This is a genomic window from Microbacterium sp. KU4F (assembly GCF_056868075.1).
Map to the genome: position 1 here is coordinate 1,521,579 of NZ_CP200324.1, position 25,300 is coordinate 1,546,878.

A 25,300-nucleotide genomic window follows, 5' to 3' on the forward strand; every position below is an offset into this window, starting at 1 on the left:
CTCAGCGTTCCAGCGGCACCTCGATGAGCTGACAGCCGCCGGCGGGGGAGGTGAGCGCCTGGTCGAGCGCGGCCCGCGTCGTGATCCGGCGGTACTCCCACCCGTACGCGAGGGCGAGATGCTCCAGTCGCACCGACTGCGGCGTGTACTGCACGCGGTCGATCGTCGCCGCATCCGCCACGCTCGCGACTTCGAGCCCGTCGAAGATCGTTCCGCCGCCGTCGTTGCCCACGATCACCTGGATGCGCGGCTCCGCCTCGGCGGCGGGCAGCAGCAGGGCACCGACGTCGTGCAGGAGGGCGAGATCCCCCAGCAGCACGCGGGTCACACCCGGGCGCCCTTCGTCCTGGCTCGCGATCGCCACGCCCGTCGCGGTCGCGACCGTGCCGTCGATGCCGGCAAGCCCGCGGTTCGCATGCACCGGCACCTTCTTGCCGCCCAGCACCTGATCGGCGACGCGGACGAGCCGGGAGGAGCCGAAGACCAGTCGATCGTGGGGCCAGCTCGCGCGCCACACGGCATCGACGAGCGCCGCCCGATCGAGAGGGGCGCGCAGCACGTCGAGTTCGGCCGAGACCGCCGACAGCCGCTCGCGCGGGACGGTGGAGGCGAGCCCGTCCGCGTCGGGCGCGGGCGGAGAGAGATCGACCGATGCGGCGCGGGAGGCGCGCATCCACTCACCCAGCCACGCGCGGTCGGCGTCGCCGGGCGCCACGGCGACCGCGTCGACGGCGGTCGTGCGACCGTTGAGGTTCAACGGCTCGCCGGGGCCGCGGATCGCGATGACCTCGACATCATCGCGACCGAGGAGAGCGGTGACCTCGCGGCTGAGCGTCGGATGGCCCCACACGACGGCGCGCTCGACGCGTCCCCCGAGCTCGGGATCCGACAGCGTCTGCCGGTAGCCGTGCACGAGCAGGCGCCCGAAACGGGCTCCGCTGACGATCTCGGCGATGAGCGGCCAGCCGCCCTCGTGTGACACGCGTTCGGCGTCGGCTCCCGCATCCGCCCCCGCGACCACGACCGTGCGCGGACCCTGGGCCAGCAGCAGCGGAGCCGCACCCGGCTCCTCCGGGACGTCGGACTCGCCGATCCCGCCGCCTCCCTGATAGAGCGCTCCGGATGCCGGTTCCTCCTCCTCGGAGGCGAACGAAGAACCAGCATCGGCGACCGCGAACCACGGAGGAAGCGCACCCGCCAGCGGCTCGCGGAAGGGCAGATTGACGTGCACGGGCCCGGCGGGGCGGGTACCGGCGCCGAGAGCGGCGTCGAACGCCTCATCGGCGAGCCGGCGGAACATGCGGCTCTGCTCGGACGAACCGTCGGCGTCGATCGCGTCGGGCACGGGGGCATCGATGTCGAGACGCGTCGCCGGCTGGAACAGGCCAGGCTGCCGCGTCGTCTGGTTCGCACCGACGCCGCGCAACTCGGGCGGCCGGTCCGCGGTGAGCAGCAGGAGTGGAACGCCGGCGTGATGCGCCTCGAGGGCTGCCGGCATGAGGTTCGCGACGGCGGTCCCCGACGTGCACACGACGGCGGCCGGGACACCGGACTCCCGCCCGATCCCGAGCGCGGTGAACCCCGCGACCCGTTCGTCGATGCGGACGTGCACGCGCACACGGCCCGAGGTCTCGGCGGCCGCGGCGACGAGCGCGAGCGCCTGCGACCGGGAGCCCGGGCTCACCACGATGTGCGCGACGCCGCGCTCGATCAGCCGCGCGACCATCGCCGCAGCCGCATCCGTCGCCGGTGCGCGGCCGGCGTCTTCGGGCGTCGTCATCTCAGCGCGGCTCGTCCTCGTCGGGCCGATGCGGCGCCGGCCGCTCCGGCGAGCGGGGCGTCTCGTCGTCGGAGTCGAGCTGGGCCAGCTTCTTCCAGCCGGCGGATGCGCTCGTCCTGATCGCTGATCGAGCCGATCGTGCGGAGGAAGTCCGGGTCATCGTCGGGCGCCCGTCGCACCGGGACCGCGTTCTTGCGCGCGCGCCCCGTCACGAACCACAGGATGCCGCCGACCACCGGCAACAGGATGACGATGACGATCCAGGTGCCCTTGCTCACGCCGCGGTGGCGCGAGGCCGGTTGCACCGCGCAGTCCACGACCGTGTAGACCCAGAAGACGACGGCAACCAGCGCCAGAATGAGCAGGAGCCGGACCATTCCCCCATCCTAGGCCGCGTGGCCTGCACGGGCCCCGAGAGCGCAGTCGGTCGACGCGTAGGATGAGGGGGTGAAGGCCCGTCCCGCGATCGTCTATTCCGTGCTGCGCGTTCTCGCGTTCCTCGTGCCGTTCGCGATCCTCATGCTCTTGCCCGTCTTCCAGGAGCTGTACTGGCTCGCGGCCGTCTTCGCCGCCCTCATCGGACTGAGCCTGTCCATCCTCTTCCTGCGCCGGCCCCTGGCCGAGGCGACCGCCGATCTCGGCAAACCGCGCGAGCCCCGCCGCCCGCTCGGCGCCGACGACGCGGAAGCCGAAGACGCCGCATCCGGCGACTGAGCCCTCAACTCTCGCGCACCTGACGCGAGCCGGGTCGGACCATGGCGGTCTTATCCGGGGCGTCGAAGCCGAACTGCCGGTACAGGTCGTGCGCGTCTGCGGTGAAGAGGGTCCAGCGGAACTCGGCACCGGGGCCCTCGTCGATCATGGTGCGCACGAGGAGCTTGCCGGCGCCGGCGCCGCGTGCGGAGGGATCCACCACGACGTCGGCGAGATAGGCGTCGTTGACGCCGTCCGACACCGCGCGCGCGAAACCCACCTGCGCCCCGGTGGCGTCGTCGTACACGCCCACCACACGCCAGGCCCCATCGATCTGCTGGTCGATCTGCTCCCGTGAGCGCCACCGATGCCAGTACACCTCGCTCGAGAGCATCCGCCAGATCCAGGCGCGGTCGAGACGAGCCGGATCGGTGTCCGCGACGAAGACCATGATCGCCCGCCGCTCAGCCGCGGAGCGCCCAGAACACGAGCGCCGCGTAGGCGAGGGAGCCGAGCGAGGTGAAGCTCAGCGCGACCACCAGCTCCTTCGGCTCGCGGTACGTCCACACGATGAGGATGGCGGGAAGCACCAGCAGCAGCACGAGCAGGGTGAGCCACGCGGGCGGGTAGAACAACGCCAGGAAGATCGAGATCGCGAACGGCACGAGCACGATGACGGTGAACAGCACCTGCGTCGCCCGCTTGCCGATCCGCACGCTCAGCGTCTTCTTGCCGGCCTTCTTGTCGGGTTCGATGTCGCGCAGATTGTTGGCCAGCAGCACGGCGCAGGCGAACAGGCCCGCGGCGACCGCGCCGAACCAGGCCTCCTGCGGCAGCACCTGCACCTGCACCCAGGTCGTCCCGAGTGTCGCCACCAGCCCGAAGAACACGAAGACGACGACCTCACCGAGGCCGGCGTAGCCGTAGGGGCGCTTGCCGCCGGTGTAGAACCACGCCCCGACGATGCAGACGGCACCCACCGCCAGGAACCACCACTGCTGCGTGCGGACGGTGAGGGCGAGTCCCGCGAGCGCGGCCAATGCGAAGAAGGTGAGGGCGACGATCAGCACCGTGCGCGGCTTCGCTTTGCCGGCGCCCGTCAGACGAGCGGGCCCGACGCGGAAGTCGTCCGTGCCGCGGACGCCGTCGCTGTAGTCGTTGGCGAAGTTCACACCGATCTGCAGGAGCACCGCGACGGCCAGGCAGCCGAGCGCGAGCAGCCAGTGCAGGGCGTTGTCGATCACGAGCGCCGCACCCGTGCCCAGCAGCACCGGGGAGACGGCGAGCGGGAGCGTGCGCAGCCTCGCACCCTCGATCCAATCCCCCACGCCTGCGCGCCGAACAGGACGCGGACCGACCTGTGCGCGTGCCTTCTGGGGGTTACCCGAGACGCCGGGTCGCTTCTTCTTGGTCTTACTGGCCACGAGCAGTCATCTTATTGCGGCGACCTCAGCGCTCGACGAGCGCGCGGAGCGCTCGACGATCCGGCTTGCCGCTGGACAGCAGCGGGATGCTCGCAACGACCTCGATACGATCGGGTCGCGCCGGTGCTCCGAGGTCGGCACCGACCGTAGCCCGCACCTCGTCCAGGCGCGCGGATGCGGCCGCATCCGTTTCCGGCACGACCACCACGGGCGACTCCCCCCACCGCTCGTGCGCGGCGCCCACCACGACCGCGTCCTCGAATCCGGGCAGAGAACGCACGACGCGCTCGACACGATCGAGCGACACGTTGATGCCGCCCGAGACGATCACGTTGTCGAGGCGACCGGTGATCCGCAGGCGACCGTCCTCGAACGATCCCGCGTCGCCCGTGCGATACCAGCGCCGCCCCGCGTCGTCGTGCACGAAGACGGCGGCCGTGCGGGCGGGGTCGTCGCGGTAGCCCTCGGCGAGCATCGGCCCCGACAGCTGCACCTCGCCGTCGGCGACCCGCACGCGCACCCCGTCCAGCGGCACGCCGTCGTACACGCATCCGCCGCTCGTCTCACTCGCCCCGTAGGTGCGCACGATGCGTGCTCCGAGGGATGCGGCCCGCTCGCGCACGGTATCCGCAAGCGCCTGCCCGCCGACGAGGATCGCTTCGAACGAGGCGAGGGCCGCGCGCACCTCGGGAGCGTCGGCCGCGGCGATCAGCTGGTTCATCTGCGCCGGGACGAGAGAGGTGTAGGTGGGCGTGCGCGTGCCGTGCGCGGCGGAGGCCATGCCCCGCGCGGCGGCGACGAAGCCCTCCACCGAGAAGTGGCCCTCGAGGATCGCCGGTTCGTGGCCGGCCAGCAGCGAGCGCACGAGTACCTGCAGGCCCGCGACGTACGTCGCGGGAACCGCCAGCAGCCAGGCGCCCTCTCCGATCCGCGCGGCCGTGGAGCTCGCGCTCGCGATGAGCGCGCTGCGGCTGAGCAGCACGTCCTTCGGATAGCCCGTCGACCCCGAGGTCGTCACGACCGCGGCCACCCCCGCCGGCACCGGTACGGGGGACGTGCCGCCGAGGTGCACGGCGGGACCCGCGCCATCGAGGGCCGCGCGCACCGCTGCCAGCACCCCGCGGGCGCCGGGCGTCGATGGAGGCCCTGCGGTCAGTAGTGCCACGGGTAGGGCGACCAGTCCGGCTCGCGCTTCTCCAGGAACGCATCCCGCCCCTCGACCGCCTCATCGGTGCCGTACGCCAGACGTGTCGCCTCGCCGGCGAAGACCTGCTGTCCCACGAGCCCGTCGTCGACGGCGTTGAAGGCGAACTTCAGCATCCGGATCGCCGTCGGCGACTTGGTGAGGATGGTGCGCGCCATCGCGATCGCCTCGCGCTCGAGGTCGGCGTGCGGGACGACACGGTTGACCGCGCCGATCTCGTACGCGCGCTGAGCCGAGTACTCCTCAGCCAGGAAGAACACCTCGCGCGCGATCTTCTGACCGACCTGACGGGCCATGTACGCCGAGCCGTAGCCCGCGTCGAAGGAGCCCACATCCGCATCCGTCTGCTTGAACCGGCCGTGCTCGGCCGAGGCGATCGACAGGTCGGCGACGATGTGCAGCGAATGGCCGCCGCCGGCAGCCCAGCCGGGGATCACCGCGATGACGACCTTCGGCATGAAGCGGATGAGGCGCTGCACCTCGAGGATGTGCAGGCGCCCCGCCCGAGCGGGATCCGCCACCGTCGCCTGGTCGTCGGAGTACTTGTAGCCGTCGCGGCCGCGGATGCGCTGGTCGCCGCCGGAGCAGAAGGCCCAGCCGCCGTCCTTCGGACTCGGGCCGTTGCCCGTGAGCAGGACGACGCCGATGCGCGGGTTCTGGCGAGCCGCATCCAGCGCGCGGTAGAGCTCGTCCACCGTGTGCGGGCGGAAGGCGTTTCGCACCTCGGGGCGGTCGAACGCGATGCGCGCGATGCGGCCGTCGCGCGAGACGTGCGCCGTGATGTCGGTGTAGGAATCAGCCCCGGGAGCGAGTTCCCACTCGGTCGGGTCGAAGAGTTCGGAGACGCTCACACTCAGCCGTTCTTCGCGTCGCGCCAGCGCAGCCAGCGGCGAGCGATCTCCGGGTCGTAGTCGGGGCCGTTGAGTCCCAGCGTGAAGGTGCGCACTCCTGCCGCGAACAGCGCGTCGGCGTACTCCTCGTCGCGATCCTTGAGCTCGTTCGAGATCACGAGGTTCGAGACGTCTCGCCCCTCGGTCTCCGCCCACTTCTCGATCACGCCGACCTTGTGCGCGATGTCCTCGGGCGCGACGAAGCTGTGCCAGATGTCGGCGTGACGTGCGACCAGACGCAGCGTCTTCTGCTCGCCCGCGCCGCCGATCAGGATGGGGATGCGGCGAGTCGGCGCCGGGTTGAGCTTGCCCCAGCGCGTCGTCACGCGCGCGAGGCCGTCGGCGAGGTCGTTCAGACGCGAACCCGCGGTGCCGAACTCGTAGCCGTACTCGTCGTAGTCGCGCTGGAACCAGCCCGATCCCGTGCCGAAGATGAATCGTCCCTCGCCGCCCTTGGCGCTGATGTGGTCGATCGTGCGGGCCATGTCGGCCTGCAGGTCGGGGTTGCGGTAGCTGTTGCAGTTCACGAGCGCGCCGAACTCAACGCGCTCGGTCTGCTCGGCCCACGCGGCGAGCATGGTCCAGGACTCGAAGTGCGCACCGTCTGGCTCTCCGTACAGCGGATAGAAGTGATCCCAGTTGAAGAGGATGTCCACGCCCATGTCCTCGAACCGCACGACGGCGTCGCGGATGTCGGAGTAGGTGGCGTGCTGCGGCTGGAGCTGGAGCCCGAGGCGGACCGGAGTGTCGAGAAGAGGCATGCCGTCAGCCTACGACCGCCAGCACAATGGAGCGGTGACTCCCGCACTCGCCGACATCCGCTCGAACCTCCACGTGGTCGCGCTTCCGCTGCGCACCCGCTTCCGGGGCATCGACGTGCGCGAGGCGCTCCTGTTCGAGGGCCCCGCCGGGTGGGCGGAGTTCTCGCCCTTCACCGAGTACGGCGACGACGAGGCGGCGACCTGGCTGGCCGCGGCGATCGACTTCGCCTGGAATCCGCAGCCGGATGCGGTGCGCACCCGCATCCCGGTCAACGCCACCGTGCCCGCGGTCGCCGCATCCGACGTGGCGGAGGTGCTCAGCCACTTCGACGGCTGCCGCACCGCGAAAGTCAAGGTCGCCGAAGCCGGACAGACCCTGGCCGACGACGTCGCGCGGGTCGCCGCGGTGCGCCAGACGATGGGGCCGGCCGGCCGCATCCGCATCGACGCGAACGGCGGATGGAACGTCGACGAGGCGGAGCACGCGTTGCGCGCGCTCGCCGAATACGACCTCGAGTACGCGGAACAGCCGTGCGCGAGCGTGGCGGAGCTCGCCGAGCTTCGCTGGCGCGTGCACCGCTCCGGCATCGACATCGCCGCCGACGAAAGCGTTCGCAAGGCCGCGGATCCGCTGCTCGTCGCCCGCGAGCAGGCGGCCGATCTGCTGGTGGTGAAGGCGGCGCCGCTCGGAGGTGTGCGCCGGGCGCTGCGGATCGTCGCGGATGCGGGGCTTCCCGCCGTCGTCTCCAGCGCCCTGGACACGTCGGTGGGACTCGGCATGGGACTCGCGCTCGCGGCGGCGCTCCCCGAACTCGACTACGACTGCGGGTTGGGGACCGCGTCGCTGCTGGCGGCCGACGTCACCGTCGCGCCGCTGCGTGCCGCCGACGGTGCGATCGAGGTGCGACGTGCGGTGCCGGACGCCGACCTGTTGCACAGGCATGCCGCTGACCCCGCCCGCCGCAGCTGGTGGGAGGACCGGCTCGAGCGGTGTTATCGGCTCGTGAGCGAGTCCGGGCTCACGCCGTGTCCGTGACCGCCGCCGCCAGCGCCGCCGTGCGCTGAGTGAGCAGGTCCTTGGCGGCGAGGGGCGCGAGGCCCGAGATCACCGCGAAAGCGCAGGTGGCGTCCCACACGTCGAGGATCAGCCGCGCGAACTCGATCGCGGGGATGCGCAGCCGCAGCCGGTACGCAGCCGCGATATCCCCGATGATCTCCGCGACCCGCTCCGCCATGGCGGTCTCCCAGGCGAGGTATGCCGCGGCGAGCCGCTCGTCGCGCATCGCGTTCGTTCGGATCTCGCTCATGAGCACGACACCCGATGGCACGTCGGTTCCGACGTCGAGGATGCTCGTGACGAGCTCGGCGACGCTGCGGTCGATCGAGGTGTCCTCGCCGAGCTCGCGCACCCGCTCGGTCACCTGCTCCAGCTTCTGATCGGCGACCTGCTGCATCAGCCCGAGCAGCAGTTCCTCCTTCGAGGCGAAGTTGGAGTAGAAGGCACCGCGCGTGAAGCCGGCGCGCTCGCAGATCGCCTCGACGGATGCGCCTTCCAGGCCCAGTTCGGCGAAGACCTCGGATGCGGCGGCGAGCAGCCGCGCACGGGTGTTCTCGCGGCTTCGGGGCACGGCCGGTTGCGTCACGATCTCTCCTTCCACCACATCCATGTGGCTCTCATCGATCGCCCAGGTTCACCACGGAGGCGACTCTAGGATACACAGTTGTATCGGATACACTCCCGTATCGAACCCCCACCCGATCACCTCGACCCACGGAGGCACCGGTGTCCACGCTCCTGTACTCGCTCGGCCGCTGGTCGTACCGTCGCCCGTGGCGCGTCCTGATCGCTTGGCTGCTGATGCTCGCCCTGGCCGGCGGCGGCGCCGCGGTGTTCTCGCAGGGAACCGACAACAGCTTCTCGATCCCGGGCACTGAGTCGCAGGCGGGCCTGGAGCAGCTCTCGCGCACCTTCCCCCAGGTCAGTGGCACCAACGCGCAGTTCGTCGTGGTCGCCGCCGACGGCACGCAGATCACGGACGACGACTACCGGACGCACATCGAGGACACGATCGCGACGATCGAGAAGCTCGACGGCGTGCTCGCGGTCACCGACCCCTACGACGCGTCCATCACCGGCAGCATCTCCGACGACGACAGTGCGGCGATCGTGCGGATGCAGTTCGACGGTCAGGCCACCGACGTGCCGGAGTCCACGCGCACCGATCTGCAGTCCACCGTCGACGCGCTGGAGCCAGACCTCCCCGCGGGCTCGCAGGTCGCGCTCGGCGGCGACCTCTTCGCCGTCTCGCTTCCCGGTGTGACCGTCACCGAACTCGTCGGCCTGATCATCGCGCTGATCGTGCTGATCGTGACCTTCCGCTCGTTCGTCGTCGCGGGACTCCCGCTGATGACGGCGATCCTGGGGGTCGGACTGTCGATGGCGCTCATCTTCGTGGCCACCGCGTTCGCCTCGGTGTCGTCGACGACCCCGCTGCTCGCGCTCATGCTCGGGCTCGCCGTGGGCATCGACTATGCGCTGTTCATCATCTCCCGACATCAGGACCAGGTGCGAGACGGAGCGGACCCCGAGGAGTCCGCCGCCCGGGCGACCGGCACCGCGGGCTCCGCCGTGCTCTTCGCGGGCATGACGGTGCTCATCGCGCTCATCGGCCTCGGCTTCGCCGGCATCCCGTTCCTGACGACGATGGGTATCGCGGCTGCCGTCGCCGTCGCGATCGCCGTGCTCGTCGCGGTCACCCTCACCCCGGCGATGCTCGGCTTCGTCAAGGGGCGCGTGCGCGGCTGGAGCAGGCGCGACCGCCGCGTGGCCCAGGATGCGGCCACGTCCGCCCGGCGCGGCTTCTCGGCGCGATGGGTGGGCATGGTGACGCGCCACCCCGTCGTGACGACCGTGGCGGTGGTCGCGGCACTCGGCGTGGCCGCGATCCCGGCGACGAGCCTTGCGCTCGCCCTGCCCAACGCCGGCCAGCTGCCCAACGGCGACCCGGCCCGCGTCGCGTACGACCTCACGAGCGAGCACTTCGGTCCCGGCGCCAACGGCCCGCTCATCATGACCGGGACGATCGTCACCTCCACCGACCCGCTCACCCTCATGAAAGACCTCGGCGACGAGATCTCCCGCATCCCGGGTGTGAAGGAGGTCGCCCTCGCGACCCCGAACCAGGCGGCCGACACCGGCATCGTGCAGATCGTGCCGGAGACCGCCCCCGACGACCCGGCCACGGCCGAGCTCGTGCGCGAGCTCCGCGCCCAGCACGACCGCCTGCTCGACGAGTACGGCGTCGATCTCCAGGTCACCGGCTTCACGGCCGTGGCCATCGACATCTCCGACCGGCTGTCGGCGGCGCTGCTGCCCTTCGGCATCTTCGTCGTCGGACTCTCCCTCATCCTTCTGATGATCGTCTTCCGCTCCATCTGGGTGCCGGTCAAGGCCGCACTCGGCTACCTGCTCTCGGTCGCCGCCTCGTTCGGCGTCGTCGCGGCCGTGTTCGAATGGGGCTGGTTCGCCGACCTGTTGCACGTGGCACGCGTCGGCCCGGTCATCAGCTTCATGCCGATCGTGCTGATGGGCGTGCTGTTCGGCCTCGCCATGGACTACGAGGTGTTCCTCGTCTCCCGAATGCGGGAGGACTTCGTGCACGCTCGCCGCGACAACCCGCACCGCCGGGCGCGAGAGATCGCGCTCGAGGCCGTGCGCAGCGGCTACACCGCATCCGCCCGCGTGGTGACCGCCGCAGCCATCATCATGTTCGCCGTCTTCGCGGCCTTCGTCCCCGAGGGCGATTCGAATCTCAAGCCGATCGCGCTCGGACTCGCGACGGGAATCGCCATCGATGCGTTCCTCGTGCGCATGACGCTCGTGCCCGCCGTCATGACGCTGCTCGGAGACAAGGCCTGGTGGATGCCGAAGTGGCTGGAGCGCATCCTGCCGCACTTCGACATCGAGGGTGAGGCTGTCGAACGCGAGCTGTCGCTGCGCGAGTGGGCGAGCGAAGGCTCCACCGTCGTCGTCGCTGAGAGACTCGCGCTGCGCACCGAGGCGAGGCCCGTGTTCGGGCCGGTGGATGCGACCGTCGAACCGGGCGAGGCGCTGGTGGTGGCCGCGGAGGATCCCGCAGCGACGCACGCGCTGACACTCGTGCTGGCGGGCAGGCTGGGCCCGAGCGACGGGCGCCTCCGGGTCGCGGGCCACCTACTGCCGGAGCGCGGCGCGTGGGTGCGTGCGCGCGCCGGGATGGCTCTTCTGGCCACCGCATCCGACCCCGTCGACGACCTCCGACACGCGGTGGAGGGCTCCCCCGCGGTCGTCGTGGTCGACGGCATCGACCGCCTCGAACGGCTGCCTCGCATCGAGCGCGACGAGGCGCTCACCGTCCTCCGAGATGCCGCCGCACGCGGACTCACCCTCGTCGCCACCGCCGTGGGGTCCGCATCCGACATCGCCGCCGCACGGACCCTGCTCACCGACGCCGGCTACCGCGCCGGCGAGCCCGTCACCCTTCCCACGTCCCCCGCGGAGGTGCTCGCATGACCGTCCCCATCGAACGCTCCCACGCCCGACGTCCCGTCACCTGGCTGACAGTGCTCGGGATCGTGCTGCTGCCCGTCATCATCGGCGGGCTCCTCGTGGCGGCCCTCTACAACCCCGTGGAACGACTCGAGAACATGTCGGCCGCGATCGTGAACGACGACAAGCCGGTCGAGATCAACGGACAGCTCGCACCGCTCGGGCGCCAGCTCACCGCGGGACTCGTCGAGGGTTCGTCGGATGTTCCCAGCAACATCGGCTGGACGATCTCCAACGACGAGGATGCGGCCGCGGGCCTCGCCGACGGCACCTACAGCGCCGTCATCACGATCCCCGAGAACTTCTCCGCCGCCGCCACCTCGACCGCCCCCGGCTCGACCCCGGAGCAGGCGACGATCTCGGTCGAGAGCGCGCCGGACGGACGCGTGGTCGACCAGGCGATCACCGCGCAGATCACGCAGACGGCCGCATCCGTGTTCGGCAGCGCCGTCTCCCAGCAGTACCTGACGAACGTGCTGCTGGGCTTCACGACGCTGCACGACCAGCTGGGCGACGCGGCGAACGGTGCACAGCAGCTGGCCGACGGCTCCGCGACCGCCGCGCAGGGCGCGACCGAGCTGTCCAGCGGCGTCGGTCAGCTTGCCACGGGCGCCGACCAGCTCGCCTCGGGCGCCTCGCAGGCGGCCTCGGGCGCCGCGGCCCTGCCCGGCGGCGCGCAGCAGCTCGCCTCCGGCGCGCGTCAGCTCTCCGACGGCGCCGGCAAGCTCGCCGCTGGCCTCAACAACGGCACGAACGATGAGCTCGACCTGAAGAAGGCGGCGGAGGCGGCGGAGACGGCCGCGAACAGCGCACTGACACAGACGCAGGCCCTGGGCGCGAAGCTGGGTAGCCTCGTCCAGCAGTGTTACAACACCTACGGCCCCACGGCGACGCTCTGCGCCGACTTGCTCACCACGATCGGCGACAAGGCGAACCCCGCGCCGAACACGATCACGGCGATCGGCACGGCGGCCGGAACCGCCGCGGGCTACGGCGCCGGCGTCGTCGCGGGAGTGTCGGACGCCGCCGCCGGCGCACGCGACCTCCAGTCCGGCGCGGGCGGTCTCGCCACCGGTGCCGATCAGCTCGCGGCGGGCGCTGCCCAGCTCTCGAGCGGCGTCACACAGCTTGCGGGAGGCGCGAGCTCCCTCGCGAGCGGCGCGAACCAGGCATCCACCGGCGCCGCCTCGCTCGCCGACGGCGTGACGCAGCTCTCGAGCGGCGCGGGTTCGCTCGCGAGCGGGCTGGACACGGCCGTCGACCAGGTCCCGACGTACACCGACGAGCAGGCGCAGCAGACCGCATCCGTCGTCGCCGAACCGGTCTCGGCGCAGGGCATCGGCTCGAACCTCTTCGGCGCGGCGGCCATCCCGCTGCTCACCGCCCTGGTGCTGTGGTTCGGCGGGCTCGGCTCCTACGTCGCCTTCCAGGCGGTGTCCGCGCGGGCGCTCACGAGCCGCCGATCCTCGGTGACACTCGCACTGCGCGCCTTCGTCCCCGGCGCCATCCTCGGCGCCGTACAGGGTCTGCTCGTGGCCGGCGTCGTGCAGCTCGCGGCGAGCTACGACTGGGCGGACTGGTCGATCTTCGCGGCCATCTGCGTGCTCGCAGGCGTCGCCTTCGCCGCCGTGAATCAGGCTCTCGTGGCCGTCTTCGGCGGCGCGGGTCGGTGGATCGGAGCCATCATCGGCGCCTTCGTCGTCGCCACGGGGGTCGTCTCAACCGTTCCGGGCGTGCTGACCTCGATCGCCTCCGTGCTGCCGGTGCAGCCCGCCTACGCCGCGATGCTCGGCGCTCTCACGAGCGCCGGCGGGGTCACAGCCGGAGTCACGACCCTCGTCGTGTGGCTGCTGCTGTCGCTCGTGGCGACGACGGTCGTCGTCTCCCGACGCCGCACCGTCTCGGCCCGCGCCGCGCTGGCCTGACCCCGGGGCCGGGCCGCGCCGGCGCGTGCGTGTGTGTGCGTGGCGGGGCGCCGCCCGCCCGTCCGGGGGCGGGGCGGGCCGGCGCCCCGGTCGGAGAAACGCACTCCGGTCGGAGGATCCACGCCGCATCCTCCGACATTCGGCCGATTCTCCGACGCTCGGATGCGACGCCCGCCGCACCCACGCAGCAGCATGCCCCGGCCGCTCGAAGGCGCCGGGGCATGTCGCAGGGATGCGGGTCAGCTGATGCCACTGTAGACGTGCAGACCCTTGAAGAACAGGTTCACGATCGTGAAGTTGAACATGACGGCGCTGAAGCCGATGATCGACAGCCACGCCGACCGTGTGCCGCGCCACCCGCGCGTGGCCCGGGCGTGGATGTAGCCGGCGTAGAGCACCCAGATGACGAACGTCCAGACCTCTTTGGTGTCGAAGCCCCAGTAACGGCCCCACGCGTCGTTGGCCCAGATGGAGCCGGCGATGAGGGTGAAGGTCCAGAAGATGAAGCCGACGATCGCGAACCGGTAGGCGAGCGACTCGAGCGTGTCGGCTCCGGGGAGGATGCGCAGGAACCGCGGCCCCGTCTTCGCGTCGGCGGCAGCCGCCTTGCGCTCGCGTCGCGCCTGCAGCAGCTGCGTCACCGACAATGCGAAGGCGAGCGCGAAGAACGCCGTCGCCAGCGACGCCACGAACACGTGCACCACGAGCCACACGCTCTTGAGCGGGTCGGCCAGCGGAACGACGTCGACGTGGAGGAGCGTCGCCCAGCCCATGAGCACGGCGACGAGACCCGTGATGAAGGCGCCCAGGAAGCGCAGGTCGTAACGGAACAGCACGGCCAGGTACACGGCCACGATCAGCACGGTGCCCGTGAGGGCGAACTCGTACATGTTCGACCACGGCACCCGCTCGGCGGCGATGCCTCGCAGCACCGCGCCGGTGAGGTGGAAGAGGAACGCGAGCCACGTCAGCGACGTGCCGATGCGCGCCCACACCGGACGCGAGCGCTCGCGTCCGCGCGCCGAGAGGGATGCGGCGGCGCGCTCTTCGCTCGCCCGCACCTGTGAGATCGTCTCGCCGCCGGCGGCGACGAGCTCGCGCTCGCGCACGCGGGCGTCCTGCCGGTCGACGGCGTCGGCGGAGCGGCGGGCGAGGTCGATCGTGTACGCCATGAACGCGAGGGCGTAGATCGCGACCGCCGTCCAGACGGTGAGCAGCGAGACCGCGTCGAGCGAGAGCTGTTCGGGCATGGGGTCAGTCTACTTTCGGGTCTGCGGCGGGGGTCGGCCGATTCGCGTCGATGATCTCACCCTCCGCCGCGTCGGCGAAGGCGCGTGCATGCCGATCCGCGAGCTGGTCGACGGTGACCGCGATCTGCGGGTCCTCTCCCCGCGCGAGACCCGCGTACTCGATGAGCAGCGCTCCCTCGCGCGGAGTGACCTTCACCCACATCCGGCGACGGGGCACGAACAGGGCCAGCAGGAGCGCGGCGAGCGCGATCACCGCGAACAGCAGCACCCAGGGCGCTCCGACGTCGTGGTGGATGGAGAGCGAGACGAACCGCGGCACGGCCTGCGAGTAGTCGGCGCCCGGCGAACCCGAGTCCAGGGTTCCGTCGGTGATCTCGTTCTGGCTCGGGTCGGCCGCGTTCTCGAACGTGATCGTGCCGAGGCCGTTCGGCAGGTCGGTCGTCTGGCCGGGCAGCAGCTGGATGGAGGACTTGTCGGTGTCGATGCCGGTGAGCTTGGTCATCCCGGTGGGATCCAGCGTGTAAACCGACCGGGGCGTGCCGTCGTCGATACCGAGGTCGCCCTCGTAGACGTCGAGGCTCAGCACCGGATAGATCAGGTCGGGGTAGACCGAGGTGTACGCACCGGTGTCCAGCGGCTGCGCGGTCGGGTAGAAGAACCCGACGAGACCGAGCTGCTGCGGCATCCCGTCGGCGATCTTGACCACGCCGAGCGAGGTCATGTTGTTGTTCTGGGGCAGGAAGGGCACAGCGTCGCGGAAGACGACGTCGCCGTCGGCGTCGCGCACCGTGACGATGGGCGCGTATCCGTTGCCCATCAGGTAGACGCGGTCGCCCGCGATGTCGAGCGGGTGGTTCACGCGCACCTCGCCGTCCTGCGGATCCTGACCCGGCAGCTGGGTGGTCACGTGCGCGACGAAGTCGCCGGCCTGTCCCGCGGCCGCGGTTCCGGAGGGCTGATACGTCACGTCGAACTTGTCGAGGGTGATCGAGTACGGCGAGAGCCGGTCGGCGTCGACGAAGCGTCCGGGGTTGAACGACGAGTAGTCCGTCAGGGCGTTCACGAAGCTCGTCCCCTGCACCATGGCCCGCTGGCCGGTGTACGTCAGCGCGCCGCCGACGCCCACCGCGATGAGCACGCCCACGAGGGCGATGTGGAAGAGCAGGTTGCCCGTCTCGCGGAGGTATCCGCGCTCGGCCGACACCGACAACGCGCCGCGACCGTCGTAGCGCTCGACGCGGTAACGGGCGGTGCGCAGCTGCGCTGCGGCCGAGGCGATCGCGTCCTCCGCGGCGGCAGCGACATCCGTGCCCTCGGGCAGGCGCACCACCGTCTCGCGGTGGTCGTCGAGGCGCGACAGGCGCGCGGGCGTGCGGGGCGGGCGTGCGCGCAGCGCCTTCCAGTGGTGCCGCGTGCGCGGGATGACGCAGCCGATGAGCGAGATGAACAGCAGGATGTAGATCGCCGAGAACCAGGGCGAGCTGTAGACGTCGAACAGCTTGAACCAGTCGAGCACCGAGAAGAGGTCCGGGTTGTCGGACCGGAACTGCGTCACGCCGTTCGGGTCGGCCGAGCGCTGCGGGAAGATCGAGCCCGGAACCGCGGCGATCGCCAGCAGCAGCAGCAGCACGAGGGCCGTGCGCATGCTCGTCAGCTGCCGCCATCCCCACCGGAGCCACTCGATCGGTCCGAGACGCGGCGACGTCACACCGTCGTCGCGCGCTGGAGCGGGGCGGCCGTCGACGTGGTCCGATGGCCGCAGCGGCTCCGAGACGTCGGCTCGATCAGATGGGGAGCGGGACATTGACCAGCACCCCCTGCAACTGCGACATGAGTGAGCTCCAGACGCCGGTGACCATCAGCACACCGAGAACGATGAGCAGGACGCCGCCGAAGATGTTGATGGCACGGATGTGGCGGCGCAGGAACGACACCGACTTGCTGGCCCAGCCGAAGCCTGCCGCCAGCAGGAGGAAGGGGATGCCGAGGCCGAGCGAGTAGGCGAGTCCGAGGACTGCCGCGCGGCCGGGGTCACCCATGTTCCACGACAGCGCGAGGATCGTCGCCAGCGTCGGGCCGATGCACGGCGCCCAGCCGATGCCGAGCGCGAGGCCGAGCAGCGGCGCGCCCACCAGCCCCAGGTTCCCCCGAACGTTGGGCTTGAACGTGCGCTGAGCGAAGCCGAACAGACCGATGAAGATGAGCCCCATGACGATCACGACCGCGCCGAGCACGCGCGTGATGATGTCGGAGTACTCCAGGAAGAACCGACCGAGCGAGCCGCCCAGCACGGTCATCGCCATGAAGACCACCGTGAACCCGGCGATGAACAGGAGCACGCTCAGCAGCAGCCGCCCGCGGCCCTTGCGACCGGATGCGGTGCCCGCCGCGCCTCCGAGGAAGCCGAGGTAACCGGGAACGAGCGGCAGCACGCACGGCGAGAGGAACGAGACGAGGCCCGCGGCGAGCGCCAGCGGGATCGCGACCCAGAGCGCTCCTTCGGCGACGATGCCGGTCACGAACCCTCCTTGAGGGCGTCGCGCACGAGGGTGGTGAGGATCGAGGCGTCGCCGAGCTCGCCGACGATGCGTGCCGCGACGCGGCCCTGCTTGTCGAGCACGAGAGTCGTCGGTGTGGCAGTGAGCGGGGTGGCGTCGGCGAACGACAGCTTCAGCTTGCTGTCGTCGACCGCCAGCAGGCTGGGGTAGCTGATGCCGTTGTCCTTGGCGAAGGATGCGGCCGTGGGCGCCTGATCGTAGGTGTTGATGCCGAGGAACGACACGTCCTCGCCCTTCAGGTCTTCGTACGACTTCTCGAGCCGCGGCGCCTCGACGATGCAGGGGCCGCACGCGGCGTACCAGAAGTTCACGACGAGTACCTGACCGGCGTAGTCCTCGTTCGTCACCGTCTTGCCCGTCTCGCTGACGCCCGTGAACACGATGGGATCCGAACGCTCCGCCGGCGGGGTCTCGACGATCGGCACGCCGTCGGCACCGATGTAGCCCTTGTTCGAGCCCTCTCGATACTGGTCGGCCAGGGAATCGTTGGCCGAACAGGCGGCGAGGGTGACGGCCAGCGCGCCGGCGACCAGAGCTGCGGCGAGGCGGCGGGGACGGAATCTCATACTGCTCCTACATCGACGGCGCCTTCGGCGGAGGCGGGCTCCGCGTAGGCGACCTCGCGCCAGGCTCCCGGGCCGCCCTCGAAGCTCGTCACGCTCGACAGGGCGCAGCGCCGGGCGCGGGGGTCGTGCCGCAGGGGGTGGCCTGCGATCGCGAGGTGGGTGACCCAGATGGGCAACTGATGACTGACGATCACGACGTCGCCCGCGGGCACCGCGTTCCAGGCCTTCGCCATCGCCCGCTGCATCCGCGCGACGACCTCGGCGTAGGGCTCGCCCCAGCTCGGGATGGAGGGCCGCGTCACATGACGCCAGTTCAGGGGATTCGCGAGGGCCCGCCGCATCCGCTTGCCCTCGAACACGTTCCACGGCTCGATCACGTCGGGCTCGACGACGGGCTCGAAACCGAAGAGCTCGGTGAACGGCTCGGCGGACTCGCGCGTGCGCTGCAGCGGCGAACAGACCAGCGCGGTGACGGGTCGCCCCGCGTCGTGCACGTGCTCCGCGGCCTGGCGCGCCATCCGAAGGCCCGCCGCGCTCAGCCGGAACTCGGGCAGCCGACCGTAGAGGACACGGCCGGGATTGTGGACCTCGCCATGGCGCACGAGGTGGAGGCGTTCGGCGGGCACCCCCCGATTTTACGTGGATGGCGGATATGAAGAGACTGAGCGTCAGCTGGTAGCGGTCAGTCGCGGGCGTCCACGCGGCGCCGATGGGCGAGCAGGGACCGCACGCGCGCGTAGACGAACCAGGCGATGCCGACGGCGACGCCCACGATCACGATGACCTGGAACACCTCGGCATATTGCTCGACGATGTGCCACGACTCGCCGAGGAAGTAGCCGGCCAGCACGAAGATCGTGTTCCACAACAGACTGCCAGCAGCCGTCAGCAGCACGAAGCGCCACAGCGGCATGCGGGTGACACCCGCGGGGATCGAGATGAAACTGCGGAACAGCGGCACCATCCGTCCGAAGAACACGGCCTTGCCGCCGTGCTTGTGGAACCAGGCGACCGTGCGGTCGATGTCTTCCGGATGCAGCAGCGGGACCTTCGCCGCGACCCGACGCAACCGGTCGATGCCGAGCCACGCGCCGATGCCGTAAAGGGCGAGGGCACCGACCACGGAGCCCGCAGTCGTCCACAGGAGCGCCTCGGCGAGGGTGAAGCCGCCACGACTGGCCGTGACGCCCGCCATCGGAAGGATCGCCTCGCTCGGCAGCGGCGGGAAGACACTCTCCAGGGCGATCGCGATTCCGGCACCGATGGGGCCGATCCACTCCATCAGTCCGACCAACGCGTCCATCAGCTGGCTCAGCCAGGATCCGCTCGACGAGGCGCGGACAGGCAGGGCGACCTGGGTCATCGGGGTCCTCGAGACTCTCGGTGATCGGGCGGAGGATGTCGTGCGTCGCGCACACGGTATCCGTCCCCGGTGAACCGCGGCTGGGAAAAGACCCGGCGGTCTGGCCGCAGAACTAGACGGCGGCCCAGAGCAGGACGGCGCCCACGAGCCACCCCAGCGCAATGAGAGCGCTTCCCGCCAGCGGCACCCAGAAGGCACGGCGCCGGACGACCAGCAAGAGCACCGCGAAGAACGCGGTCAGCACGAAGACGATCCACGGCACGGTCAGCATGGTCCACACTCCGCCCTGGAGCAGTTCCGTGCGGCAGACGCGGCCGTCGGCGCCGCATCCGGTGGAGGAGGAGGCAAGCAGGAGCGCCAACGTCGATGCGACGGTCGAGACCGCCGCAGTGGAGACCAGCAGAACGATCGTCAGGACGATGTCCCATGCCTTCCGCCGCCGACGCGGAGTGGTCGGCTCAGCGTCGCGCTGCGGCCTCGGCTCGGCGGGTTCGCGATGCGGAGCAGGCTCCGGGCGGGCGGGCGGAGCCTCGTCGGAGCCGACGCGGAACGACTCGGGCGGCAACCGGAAGATCGCGGGCTCCTCGCCGGGGCGTTCACTGCTCACGCCGCCATCGTACGGGCGCGGGGCACGGCCCGTAGACTGCTCTCTCGTGAGTGAACGCGTTCTGGTCAAGCAGCTGAAGTCCCTCCCCGCGGGAGGTGTCTCGGTGTCCGGATGGGTCGAGACCGTCCGCGACCAGAAGAAGGTGCAGTTCGTCATCCTGCGCGATGAGACCGGCGCGGTGCAGCTGGTGAACCCCGCGACCCGCGAGCTCGGCGAGGACGCGACGGCCGAGCAGGCGGCAGCGCTCGCGCTGACCGAGACGATCTCGAACCTCGCCACCGGCACGTTCCTGACGGTGACCGGTGAGTTGAAGCACGACGAGCGCGTCAAACTCGGCGGCGTCGAGATCAAGATCGCGTCGCTGGAGATCGCGGCTGCGGCGCTGCCGGAGACGCCCATCGCCGCCGACAGCGGTCTGGACAAGCGCATGGACTGGCGTTTCATCGACCTGCGTCAGCGCCGCAACAACCTGATCTTCCGTATCCAGACGACGCTCGAGCACGCCATGCGCACGTACTGGGTGGAGCGCGACTACGTCGAGATCCACTCCCCCAAGCTCATGTCCACGCCCGCCGAGGGCAACGCGGAGCTGTTCGCGCTGGAGTACTTCGGCGACCAGACGGCGTACCTGGCGCAGAGTCCGCAGCACTTCAAGCAGATGGCGCAGGCCGCCGGCTTCGGCAAGGTCTTCGAGATCGGCGACGTGTTCCGCGCCGACCCCAGCTTCACCAGCCGCCACGCGACGGAGTTCACCTCGGTCGACGCCGAGCTGTCCTGGATCGACTCCTATGAGGATGTCGCCGCGATGCAGGAGGAACTGCTCGCGGCCGCCTTCACGGCGGTCAAGGAGAAGCACGGCGACGAGATCAAGGAGCTGTTCGACATCGACGTCGTCGTGCCGACGCTCCCCTTCCCCGCATCCCGCTCGCCGAGGCGCGCGAGATCGTGAAGGCGCGCGGCTACGACATCCCGCGCACCGACGGCGACCTCGACCCCGAGGGCGAGCGTCAGATCTCCGCCCACGTGCGCGAGACCTACGGCCACCAGTTCGTCTTCATCACGGACTACCACCCCGAGATCCGGCCGTTCTACCACATGCGCGACGCCGAGACCGGGCTCACGAACAGCTACGACCTCCTGTTCAACGGCACCGAGATCACCACGGGCGCGCAGCGCGAGCACCGCATCGAGGTGCTCGAGGCGCAGGCGCTGGAGAAGGGCCTGTCACTCGAGGGCCTCGAGCACTACCTCGACTTCTTCCGTTACGGCATCCCGCCGCACGGCGGCTTCGGCATGGGTCTCGCTCGCGTGCTGATGCTCATGCTCGGGCAGGACTCGATCCGCGAGGTGACCTTCCTCTTCCGCGGGCCCACACGCCTCGCCCCCTGATCCGCCGTTCTCGGCCCCTCTCCGGGGTGCCCGAGTTGCGACGCAGGTGAGCAGATGCGCCACTTTTGCGCAGCCGCGACAGGTTGATCCTGTGGCAGGTGCGCAGAAGTGGCGCTCCTGCGTTGCAGCGGAGCCTGCGGATGCGGCGAGCCCGCGCCCGGGCCGACCGCACTGGCCACGCTGCGTACACGGCCCGTTCACCACTGCTGTCGGCACCCGTCACCGCCCCCTCATACCTTCCTCTCGTCCCGATCTGTCGCGCCCCTCGCGCGCGGCCGCATCGAACTACCCGAGAGGAATCCGCATGACCATCCGCTCCACCCGCCGCGGCCGCGCCGCCGCCGGGATTGCTCTGGCGGCGATCGCCGCCGTCGCCCTGGCCGGCTGCGCAGGCACGGCCGACGCAGCCTCCGACGACTCCGCGAAGGCGCAGTCCGCCACGAGCGTCGCCGACTTCGGCACCTTCGCCGACCTCGAGGCCGCGGCGAAGGCCGAGGGCAAGCTCAACGTGATCGCGCTGCCGCGCGACTGGGCCAACTACGGCGCGATCCTCGACCTGTTCGCCCAGCGCTACCCGGAGATCTCCATCGAGGAGCAGTCGCCCGACATCTCGAGCGCCGAGGAGATCCAGGCGGCGAAGACCAACGAGGGCCTCGACACCGCCCCCGACGTCTTCGACCTCGGACTCACCGTCGCCCTGCAGAACACGGACTCGTTCGCGCCCTACAAGGTGCAGACCTGGGACGACATCCCCGACGCACTCAAGGAGCCGACGGGTCTGTTCGTCGGCGACTACGGCGGGTACATGTCGGTCGGCTACGACTCGTCGCGCTTCCCCGCCCCGAAGAGCCTCGACGACCTCCTCGGCGACGAGTACCGCGGCGCGGTCGCCATCAACGGCGACCCGACGCAGGCCGGTGCCGCCTTCGCCGCGGTGGGCATGGCCACGGTGCAGTCCGGCGGCACGCTGGATGACTACCAGCCCGGCATCGACTTCTTCAGCAAGCTGAACGCGGCCGGCAACATGCTCAAGCTCGACGTGACGAGCGCGACCGTCGCCAGCGGCGAGACGCCCGTCGTCTTCGACTGGGACTACCTCAACGCGGCCCACAGCCAGAGCAACCCCAACTGGAAGGTCGTCGTCTTCGACGGCACCGGCTACGCCGGCTACTACAACCAGGCGATCAACAAGAGCGCCCCGCACCCCGCGGCGGCTCGCCTGTGGCAGGAGTTCCTCTACAGCGACGAAGTTCAGAACCTGTGGCTCGCCGGCGGCGCCCGCCCGGCGCGCATGGACGCCATGCAGACCGCGGGCACCCTCGACGAGAAGCTCGCCGCCTCCCTGCCGGCCACGCCCGACAAGACGGTCGTCCCGACCGAGCAGCAGAGCACCGACGCCGGAACCCTGCTCGGCGAGAAGTGGGCCGCGGCCGTCTCGTGACCGCATCCGTCGTGGCCGACCGCGACACGCAGGACGCGCGCCCCGCCGCCCGGGAGCCCCAGGCTCCCGGGCGGCGGGGTGCCGGGCGTGACCTGTCCTGGATCGGCCTTGCCCCGTTCGCGGCGTACATCGCCCTCTTCCTCGCCCTGCCGACCGTTCTCGCCGTCGGCTCCGGGCTCTTCGACGAGCCCGGCGCCTTCACGCTCGACAACATCGCGGCGCTGGGCGACCCGGTCATCCTCTTGACCTTCTGGAACTCCACCTGGGTGTCGCTGCTCACGGCGCTGCTCGGCGCGGTCGTGGGCGCCCTGGTCTGCTACGCGATGCTGGGCCTTTCCGAGACCGGTTTCGTACGCAGCACGGTGGATGCGGCATCCGGCGTGCTCGCGCAGTTCGGCGGTGTGATGCTCGCCTTCGTCATGGTCGCGGCCATCGGCACCCAGGGTGTCGTCACCCTGCTGCTGAAGAACGTGCTCGGCATCGACCCGTACGCGGATGGCGCGTGGATCTACTCCGTTCCCGGCCTCATCCCCGCGTACATCGTGTTTCAGGTGCCGCTCATGATCATCACCTTCATGCCCGCCCTCGCGGCTCTGAAGCCCCAGTGGGCCGAGGCGCACCTCACCCTCGGCGGCACGCCGCGCAGCTTCTGGCTGCACATCGGCATCCCGGTGCTCGCCCCGTCGTTCCTCGCGAGCCTCTTGCTCCTGTTCGCGAACGCGTTCTCGTCGTACGCCACTGCGGCGGCGCTCGCCAGCCAGGGCTCGCAGATCGTGCCGCTGCAGATCCGCACGGCGCTCACGAGCGAGACGCTGCTCGGACGCGAGAACCTCGCCGGCGCCCTCGCGTTCGGCATGATCGTGGTCGTCGCCGTCGTGATGGGTGTGTATGCCCTCATCCAGCGCCGGACGGCGAGGTGGCAGGCGTGAAGACCTTCGCCCCCTCACCCCTCACCCGCTGGGTCATCGGCATCGTCGTCGGAGTCGTCTTCGCCGTGCCGTTCGCAGCGACGGTGCTGTTCACGCTCGCGCCGCTGCCCGGCACCGATACGCTCACACCGACGCGCTGGCTGGCGGTCTTCGATCCCGCGAACGCGGCGAAGTACGCTCCGATCTGGACGGGTCTCGGCAACTCGCTCTCGCTCGCGGCCGTCACCGTCGCCCTCGTGCTGTTCCTGTTCACGCCGACGATGGTGCTCGTCGCGCTGAAGTTCCCGCAGCTGCGGCGCGGCTTCGAGTTCCTCGCCCTGCTGCCGATCTCGATCCCCGCGATCGTGCTCGTCGTCGGCCTCGCGCCGATCTACCTGCAGATCGGTCGAACCCTCGGCACCGGCGCGTGGACGCTCGCCTTCGCATATGGCGTGTTGGTGCTGCCGTTCACGTACCGCTCGATCCAGGCGTCGATCGACGCGATCGACATCAAGACGCTCTCGGAGGCCGCACGCACCCTCGGCGCGGGGTGGTTCGCCGTCCTCGTGCGTGTCATCGTCCCCAACCTCCGACAGGGGCTGCTCGCCGCATCCCTCATCTCGGTCGCCGTCGTGCTCGGCGAGTTCACGATCGCGTCCCTGCTGAACCGCCAGGTGCTGCAGACGGCGCTCGTTCTCATCAACCGACAGGATGCGTGGGCCGCCGCCATCTTCACCCTGCTGGCACTCGCCTTCGCGTTCGTGCTGCTGCTCATCATCGGCCGGGCCGGACGCCTGGGCGCCGGAAGGAAGAACTCATGACCACGGCAGACACCCCGTTGCGGGGACTCCCCTCCACCTCCGACAACATGCTGCTGGCGGAGGCCGGCTCGGGCACCCGCGTGCAGTTCCGCGGCGTCGTCAAGGACTACGGCGCCACGCGCGTGCTGCACGGCGTCGACCTCGACATCGCCCCGGGCGAGTTCGTGTCGCTGCTGGGCCCGTCGGGATGCGGCAAGACCACCGCGTTGCGCGTGCTCGCCGGCCTCGAGCGCGCCACCGACGGCGCCGTGCTCCTCGCGGGCCGCGACGTGTCGGGCGTGCCCACGAACAAACGCGACATCGGCATGGTGTTCCAGTCGTACTCGCTCTTCCCGCACCTGCGGGTGCTCGAGAACACCGCGTTCGGGCTGCGGCGTCGCGGCGTCGGCAAGGCCGAGGCTGCTCGGCGCGCGGGGGACGCGCTCGACCTCGTCGGCCTCGGCCACCTCGCCGACCGGTTCCCGCACCAGCTCTCGGGCGGACAACAGCAGCGTGTGGCCCTCGCGCGCGCACTCGTGACCGAGCCGCGGGTGCTGCTGCTCGACGAGCCGCTGTCCGCGCTCGACGCGAAGGTGCGTGTGCAGCTGCGCGACGAGATCCGCCGCATCCAGCTGCGCCTCGGGATCACGACCGTGTTCGTGACCCACGACCAGGAGGAGGCGCTCGCGGTGTCCGATCGCATCGCGGTGATGAACGCGGGCCGCGTCGACCAGATCGGCACGCCGGAGGAGCTGTACCTGCGGCCGGCCACGGCGCAGGTGGCTGCCTTCGTCGGTGTCTCCAGCGTGGTGCCGGGTACCGTCGTCGGCGAGTTCGTCGACGTCTGGGGACAGCGCCTCCCGCTGCAGACGCCGGCGGATGCGGGCCCGGTCGAGGTCTTCGTGCGGCCCGAGAACGTGCGCTTCACCGCATCCGATGCCCCGGGGGTCGACGCGACCGTGCAGGAGAGCACGTTCCTCGGCAGCTTCCGGCGCTCGGTGGTGCGCACGGCCGACGGCACGATGCTGAACGTGCAGCACGACGCGGGTGAGCGCGTGCAGTACGGCGACACCGTGCGGATCACCCTCGACCCCGCCCCGGTCGCGACACGTCCGCGCGGCTGATCGGAACGGCCCGACCGCACGGCCCGAGC

General features: G+C 70.6%; 23 protein-coding genes and 1 pseudogene. 9 read left to right on the forward strand and 15 right to left on the reverse strand.

What is annotated here, in order from left to right:
• Position 1: 1 nt before the first annotated feature.
• Both menD and AC1VNH_RS07725 read right to left on the reverse strand, forming a co-directional pair.
• Positions 2 to 1,780 carry a 2-succinyl-5-enolpyruvyl-6-hydroxy-3-cyclohexene-1-carboxylic-acid synthase gene (gene menD, locus AC1VNH_RS07720; RefSeq protein WP_483110722.1) on the reverse strand — a complete coding sequence of 593 codons (1,779 nt, stop codon included), beginning with the start codon at positions 1,778 to 1,780 and terminating at the stop codon, positions 2 to 4.
• Entirely contained in the window at positions 1,777 to 2,157 is a 381-nt protein-coding gene (locus tag AC1VNH_RS07725) for a PLD nuclease N-terminal domain-containing protein (RefSeq protein ID WP_483110724.1), read from the reverse strand. The genes menD and AC1VNH_RS07725 overlap by 4 nt, the downstream gene beginning before the upstream one ends.
• A 70-nt stretch (positions 2,158 to 2,227) precedes the next feature.
• Here AC1VNH_RS07725 and AC1VNH_RS07730 point away from each other — a divergent pair, with 70 nt between their 5' ends.
• Positions 2,228 to 2,494 (forward strand): DUF4229 domain-containing protein, encoded by a 267-nt coding sequence (locus AC1VNH_RS07730; RefSeq protein WP_344228877.1) that lies wholly within the window; start codon positions 2,228 to 2,230, stop codon positions 2,492 to 2,494.
• A 4-nt stretch (positions 2,495 to 2,498) separates the two neighbouring features.
• On the opposite strand, the gene AC1VNH_RS07735 is transcribed toward AC1VNH_RS07730, so the two are convergent.
• From AC1VNH_RS07735 to AC1VNH_RS07755, 5 genes are read right to left on the reverse strand one after another with little or no spacing between them, the layout of a single operon-like run.
• The gene (locus tag AC1VNH_RS07735; RefSeq protein WP_483110726.1) at positions 2,499 to 2,924 is read right to left on the reverse strand and encodes a GNAT family N-acetyltransferase; all 426 of its coding nucleotides are present in this window, start codon (positions 2,922 to 2,924) and stop codon (positions 2,499 to 2,501) included.
• Positions 2,925 to 2,937: 13 nt separating this feature from the next.
• Complete coding sequence (locus AC1VNH_RS07740) at positions 2,938 to 3,897, reverse strand: 1,4-dihydroxy-2-naphthoate polyprenyltransferase (RefSeq protein WP_483110728.1); 960 nt, start codon at positions 3,895 to 3,897, stop codon at positions 2,938 to 2,940.
• Positions 3,898 to 3,922: 25 nt separating this feature from the next.
• Positions 3,923 to 5,053, reverse strand: a complete 1,131-nt coding sequence (locus AC1VNH_RS07745; protein ID WP_483112708.1) for an AMP-binding protein — start codon at positions 5,051 to 5,053, stop codon at positions 3,923 to 3,925.
• Entirely contained in the window at positions 5,050 to 5,952 is a 903-nt protein-coding gene (locus tag AC1VNH_RS07750) for a 1,4-dihydroxy-2-naphthoyl-CoA synthase (RefSeq protein WP_483110730.1), read from the reverse strand. The genes AC1VNH_RS07745 and AC1VNH_RS07750 overlap by 4 nt, the downstream gene beginning before the upstream one ends.
• Positions 5,953 to 5,954: 2 nt before the next feature.
• Positions 5,955 to 6,752 carry an LLM class F420-dependent oxidoreductase gene (locus tag AC1VNH_RS07755; protein WP_483110731.1) on the reverse strand — a complete coding sequence of 266 codons (798 nt, stop codon included), beginning with the start codon at positions 6,750 to 6,752 and terminating at the stop codon, positions 5,955 to 5,957.
• Between the two features lie 34 nt (positions 6,753 to 6,786).
• On the opposite strand from AC1VNH_RS07755, the gene AC1VNH_RS07760 reads away from it, so the two are divergent.
• On the forward strand, positions 6,787 to 7,788 hold the full coding sequence (locus tag AC1VNH_RS07760) for an o-succinylbenzoate synthase (protein WP_483110733.1): 1,002 nt from the start codon (positions 6,787 to 6,789) through the stop codon (positions 7,786 to 7,788).
• Here AC1VNH_RS07760 and AC1VNH_RS07765 read toward each other — a convergent pair.
• Positions 7,772 to 8,395, reverse strand: coding sequence for a TetR/AcrR family transcriptional regulator (locus AC1VNH_RS07765; protein ID WP_483110735.1), 624 nt, complete (start codon positions 8,393 to 8,395; stop codon positions 7,772 to 7,774). The two genes, AC1VNH_RS07760 and AC1VNH_RS07765, sit on opposite strands and share 17 nt — an antisense overlap.
• A 140-nt stretch (positions 8,396 to 8,535) precedes the next feature.
• On the opposite strand from AC1VNH_RS07765, the gene AC1VNH_RS07770 reads away from it, so the two are divergent.
• Together AC1VNH_RS07770 and AC1VNH_RS07775 are read left to right on the forward strand one after the other, a co-directional pair.
• Complete coding sequence (locus AC1VNH_RS07770; RefSeq protein WP_483110736.1) at positions 8,536 to 11,304, forward strand: MMPL family transporter; 2,769 nt, start codon at positions 8,536 to 8,538, stop codon at positions 11,302 to 11,304.
• Positions 11,301 to 13,265 (forward strand): YhgE/Pip domain-containing protein, encoded by a 1,965-nt coding sequence (locus tag AC1VNH_RS07775; RefSeq protein WP_483110737.1) that lies wholly within the window; start codon positions 11,301 to 11,303, stop codon positions 13,263 to 13,265. The genes AC1VNH_RS07770 and AC1VNH_RS07775 overlap by 4 nt, the downstream gene beginning before the upstream one ends.
• A gap of 239 nt (positions 13,266 to 13,504) precedes the next feature.
• On the opposite strand, the gene ccsB is transcribed toward AC1VNH_RS07775, so the two are convergent.
• The 7 genes from ccsB to AC1VNH_RS07810 all read right to left on the reverse strand — a co-directional run bounded on the left by ccsB (position 13,505) and on the right by AC1VNH_RS07810 (position 19,609).
• Complete coding sequence (gene ccsB, locus AC1VNH_RS07780; protein WP_483110739.1) at positions 13,505 to 14,515, reverse strand: c-type cytochrome biogenesis protein CcsB; 1,011 nt, start codon at positions 14,513 to 14,515, stop codon at positions 13,505 to 13,507.
• 4 nt (positions 14,516 to 14,519) lie between these two features.
• Positions 14,520 to 16,319, reverse strand: coding sequence for a cytochrome c biogenesis protein ResB (gene resB / locus AC1VNH_RS07785; protein ID WP_483110741.1), 1,800 nt, complete (start codon positions 16,317 to 16,319; stop codon positions 14,520 to 14,522).
• Positions 16,300 to 17,034 (reverse strand): cytochrome c biogenesis CcdA family protein, encoded by a 735-nt coding sequence (locus tag AC1VNH_RS07790; protein ID WP_243233108.1) that lies wholly within the window; start codon positions 17,032 to 17,034, stop codon positions 16,300 to 16,302. Before AC1VNH_RS07790 ends, resB begins: the two co-directional genes overlap by 20 nt.
• Positions 17,031 to 17,639 carry a TlpA family protein disulfide reductase gene (locus AC1VNH_RS07795; protein ID WP_483110742.1) on the reverse strand — a complete coding sequence of 203 codons (609 nt, stop codon included), beginning with the start codon at positions 17,637 to 17,639 and terminating at the stop codon, positions 17,031 to 17,033. The genes AC1VNH_RS07790 and AC1VNH_RS07795 overlap by 4 nt, the downstream gene beginning before the upstream one ends.
• Complete coding sequence (locus AC1VNH_RS07800) at positions 17,636 to 18,265, reverse strand: histidine phosphatase family protein (protein ID WP_483110744.1); 630 nt, start codon at positions 18,263 to 18,265, stop codon at positions 17,636 to 17,638. Before AC1VNH_RS07800 ends, AC1VNH_RS07795 begins: the two co-directional genes overlap by 4 nt.
• Positions 18,266 to 18,321: 56 nt before the next feature.
• A complete protein-coding gene (locus tag AC1VNH_RS07805; RefSeq protein ID WP_483110745.1) occupies positions 18,322 to 19,002 on the reverse strand; it encodes a DedA family protein in 681 nt (226 codons plus the stop codon).
• A gap of 112 nt (positions 19,003 to 19,114) precedes the next feature.
• Positions 19,115 to 19,609 (reverse strand): DUF6264 family protein, encoded by a 495-nt coding sequence (locus AC1VNH_RS07810; RefSeq protein ID WP_483110747.1) that lies wholly within the window; start codon positions 19,607 to 19,609, stop codon positions 19,115 to 19,117.
• Between the two features lie 46 nt (positions 19,610 to 19,655).
• Between AC1VNH_RS07810 and aspS the strand changes: the two are divergent.
• From aspS to AC1VNH_RS07835, 5 genes and pseudogenes are all read left to right on the forward strand, one after another.
• A pseudogene (gene aspS, locus AC1VNH_RS07815) lies at positions 19,656 to 20,998 on the forward strand (aspartate--tRNA(Asn) ligase).
• Positions 20,999 to 21,302: 304 nt separating this feature from the next.
• Positions 21,303 to 22,439: an ABC transporter substrate-binding protein gene (locus AC1VNH_RS07820; protein WP_483110749.1), complete on the forward strand. Its 1,137-nt coding sequence runs from the start codon at positions 21,303 to 21,305 to the stop codon at positions 22,437 to 22,439.
• A complete protein-coding gene (locus tag AC1VNH_RS07825; RefSeq protein WP_483110751.1) occupies positions 22,436 to 23,368 on the forward strand; it encodes an ABC transporter permease in 933 nt (310 codons plus the stop codon). Before AC1VNH_RS07820 ends, AC1VNH_RS07825 begins: the two co-directional genes overlap by 4 nt.
• The gene (locus AC1VNH_RS07830) at positions 23,365 to 24,168 is read left to right on the forward strand and encodes an ABC transporter permease (protein ID WP_344228908.1); all 804 of its coding nucleotides are present in this window, start codon (positions 23,365 to 23,367) and stop codon (positions 24,166 to 24,168) included. Before AC1VNH_RS07825 ends, AC1VNH_RS07830 begins: the two co-directional genes overlap by 4 nt.
• Positions 24,165 to 25,271, forward strand: a complete 1,107-nt coding sequence (locus AC1VNH_RS07835) for an ABC transporter ATP-binding protein (RefSeq protein WP_483110752.1) — start codon at positions 24,165 to 24,167, stop codon at positions 25,269 to 25,271. The genes AC1VNH_RS07830 and AC1VNH_RS07835 overlap by 4 nt, the downstream gene beginning before the upstream one ends.
• Positions 25,272 to 25,300 lie beyond the last annotated feature (29 nt).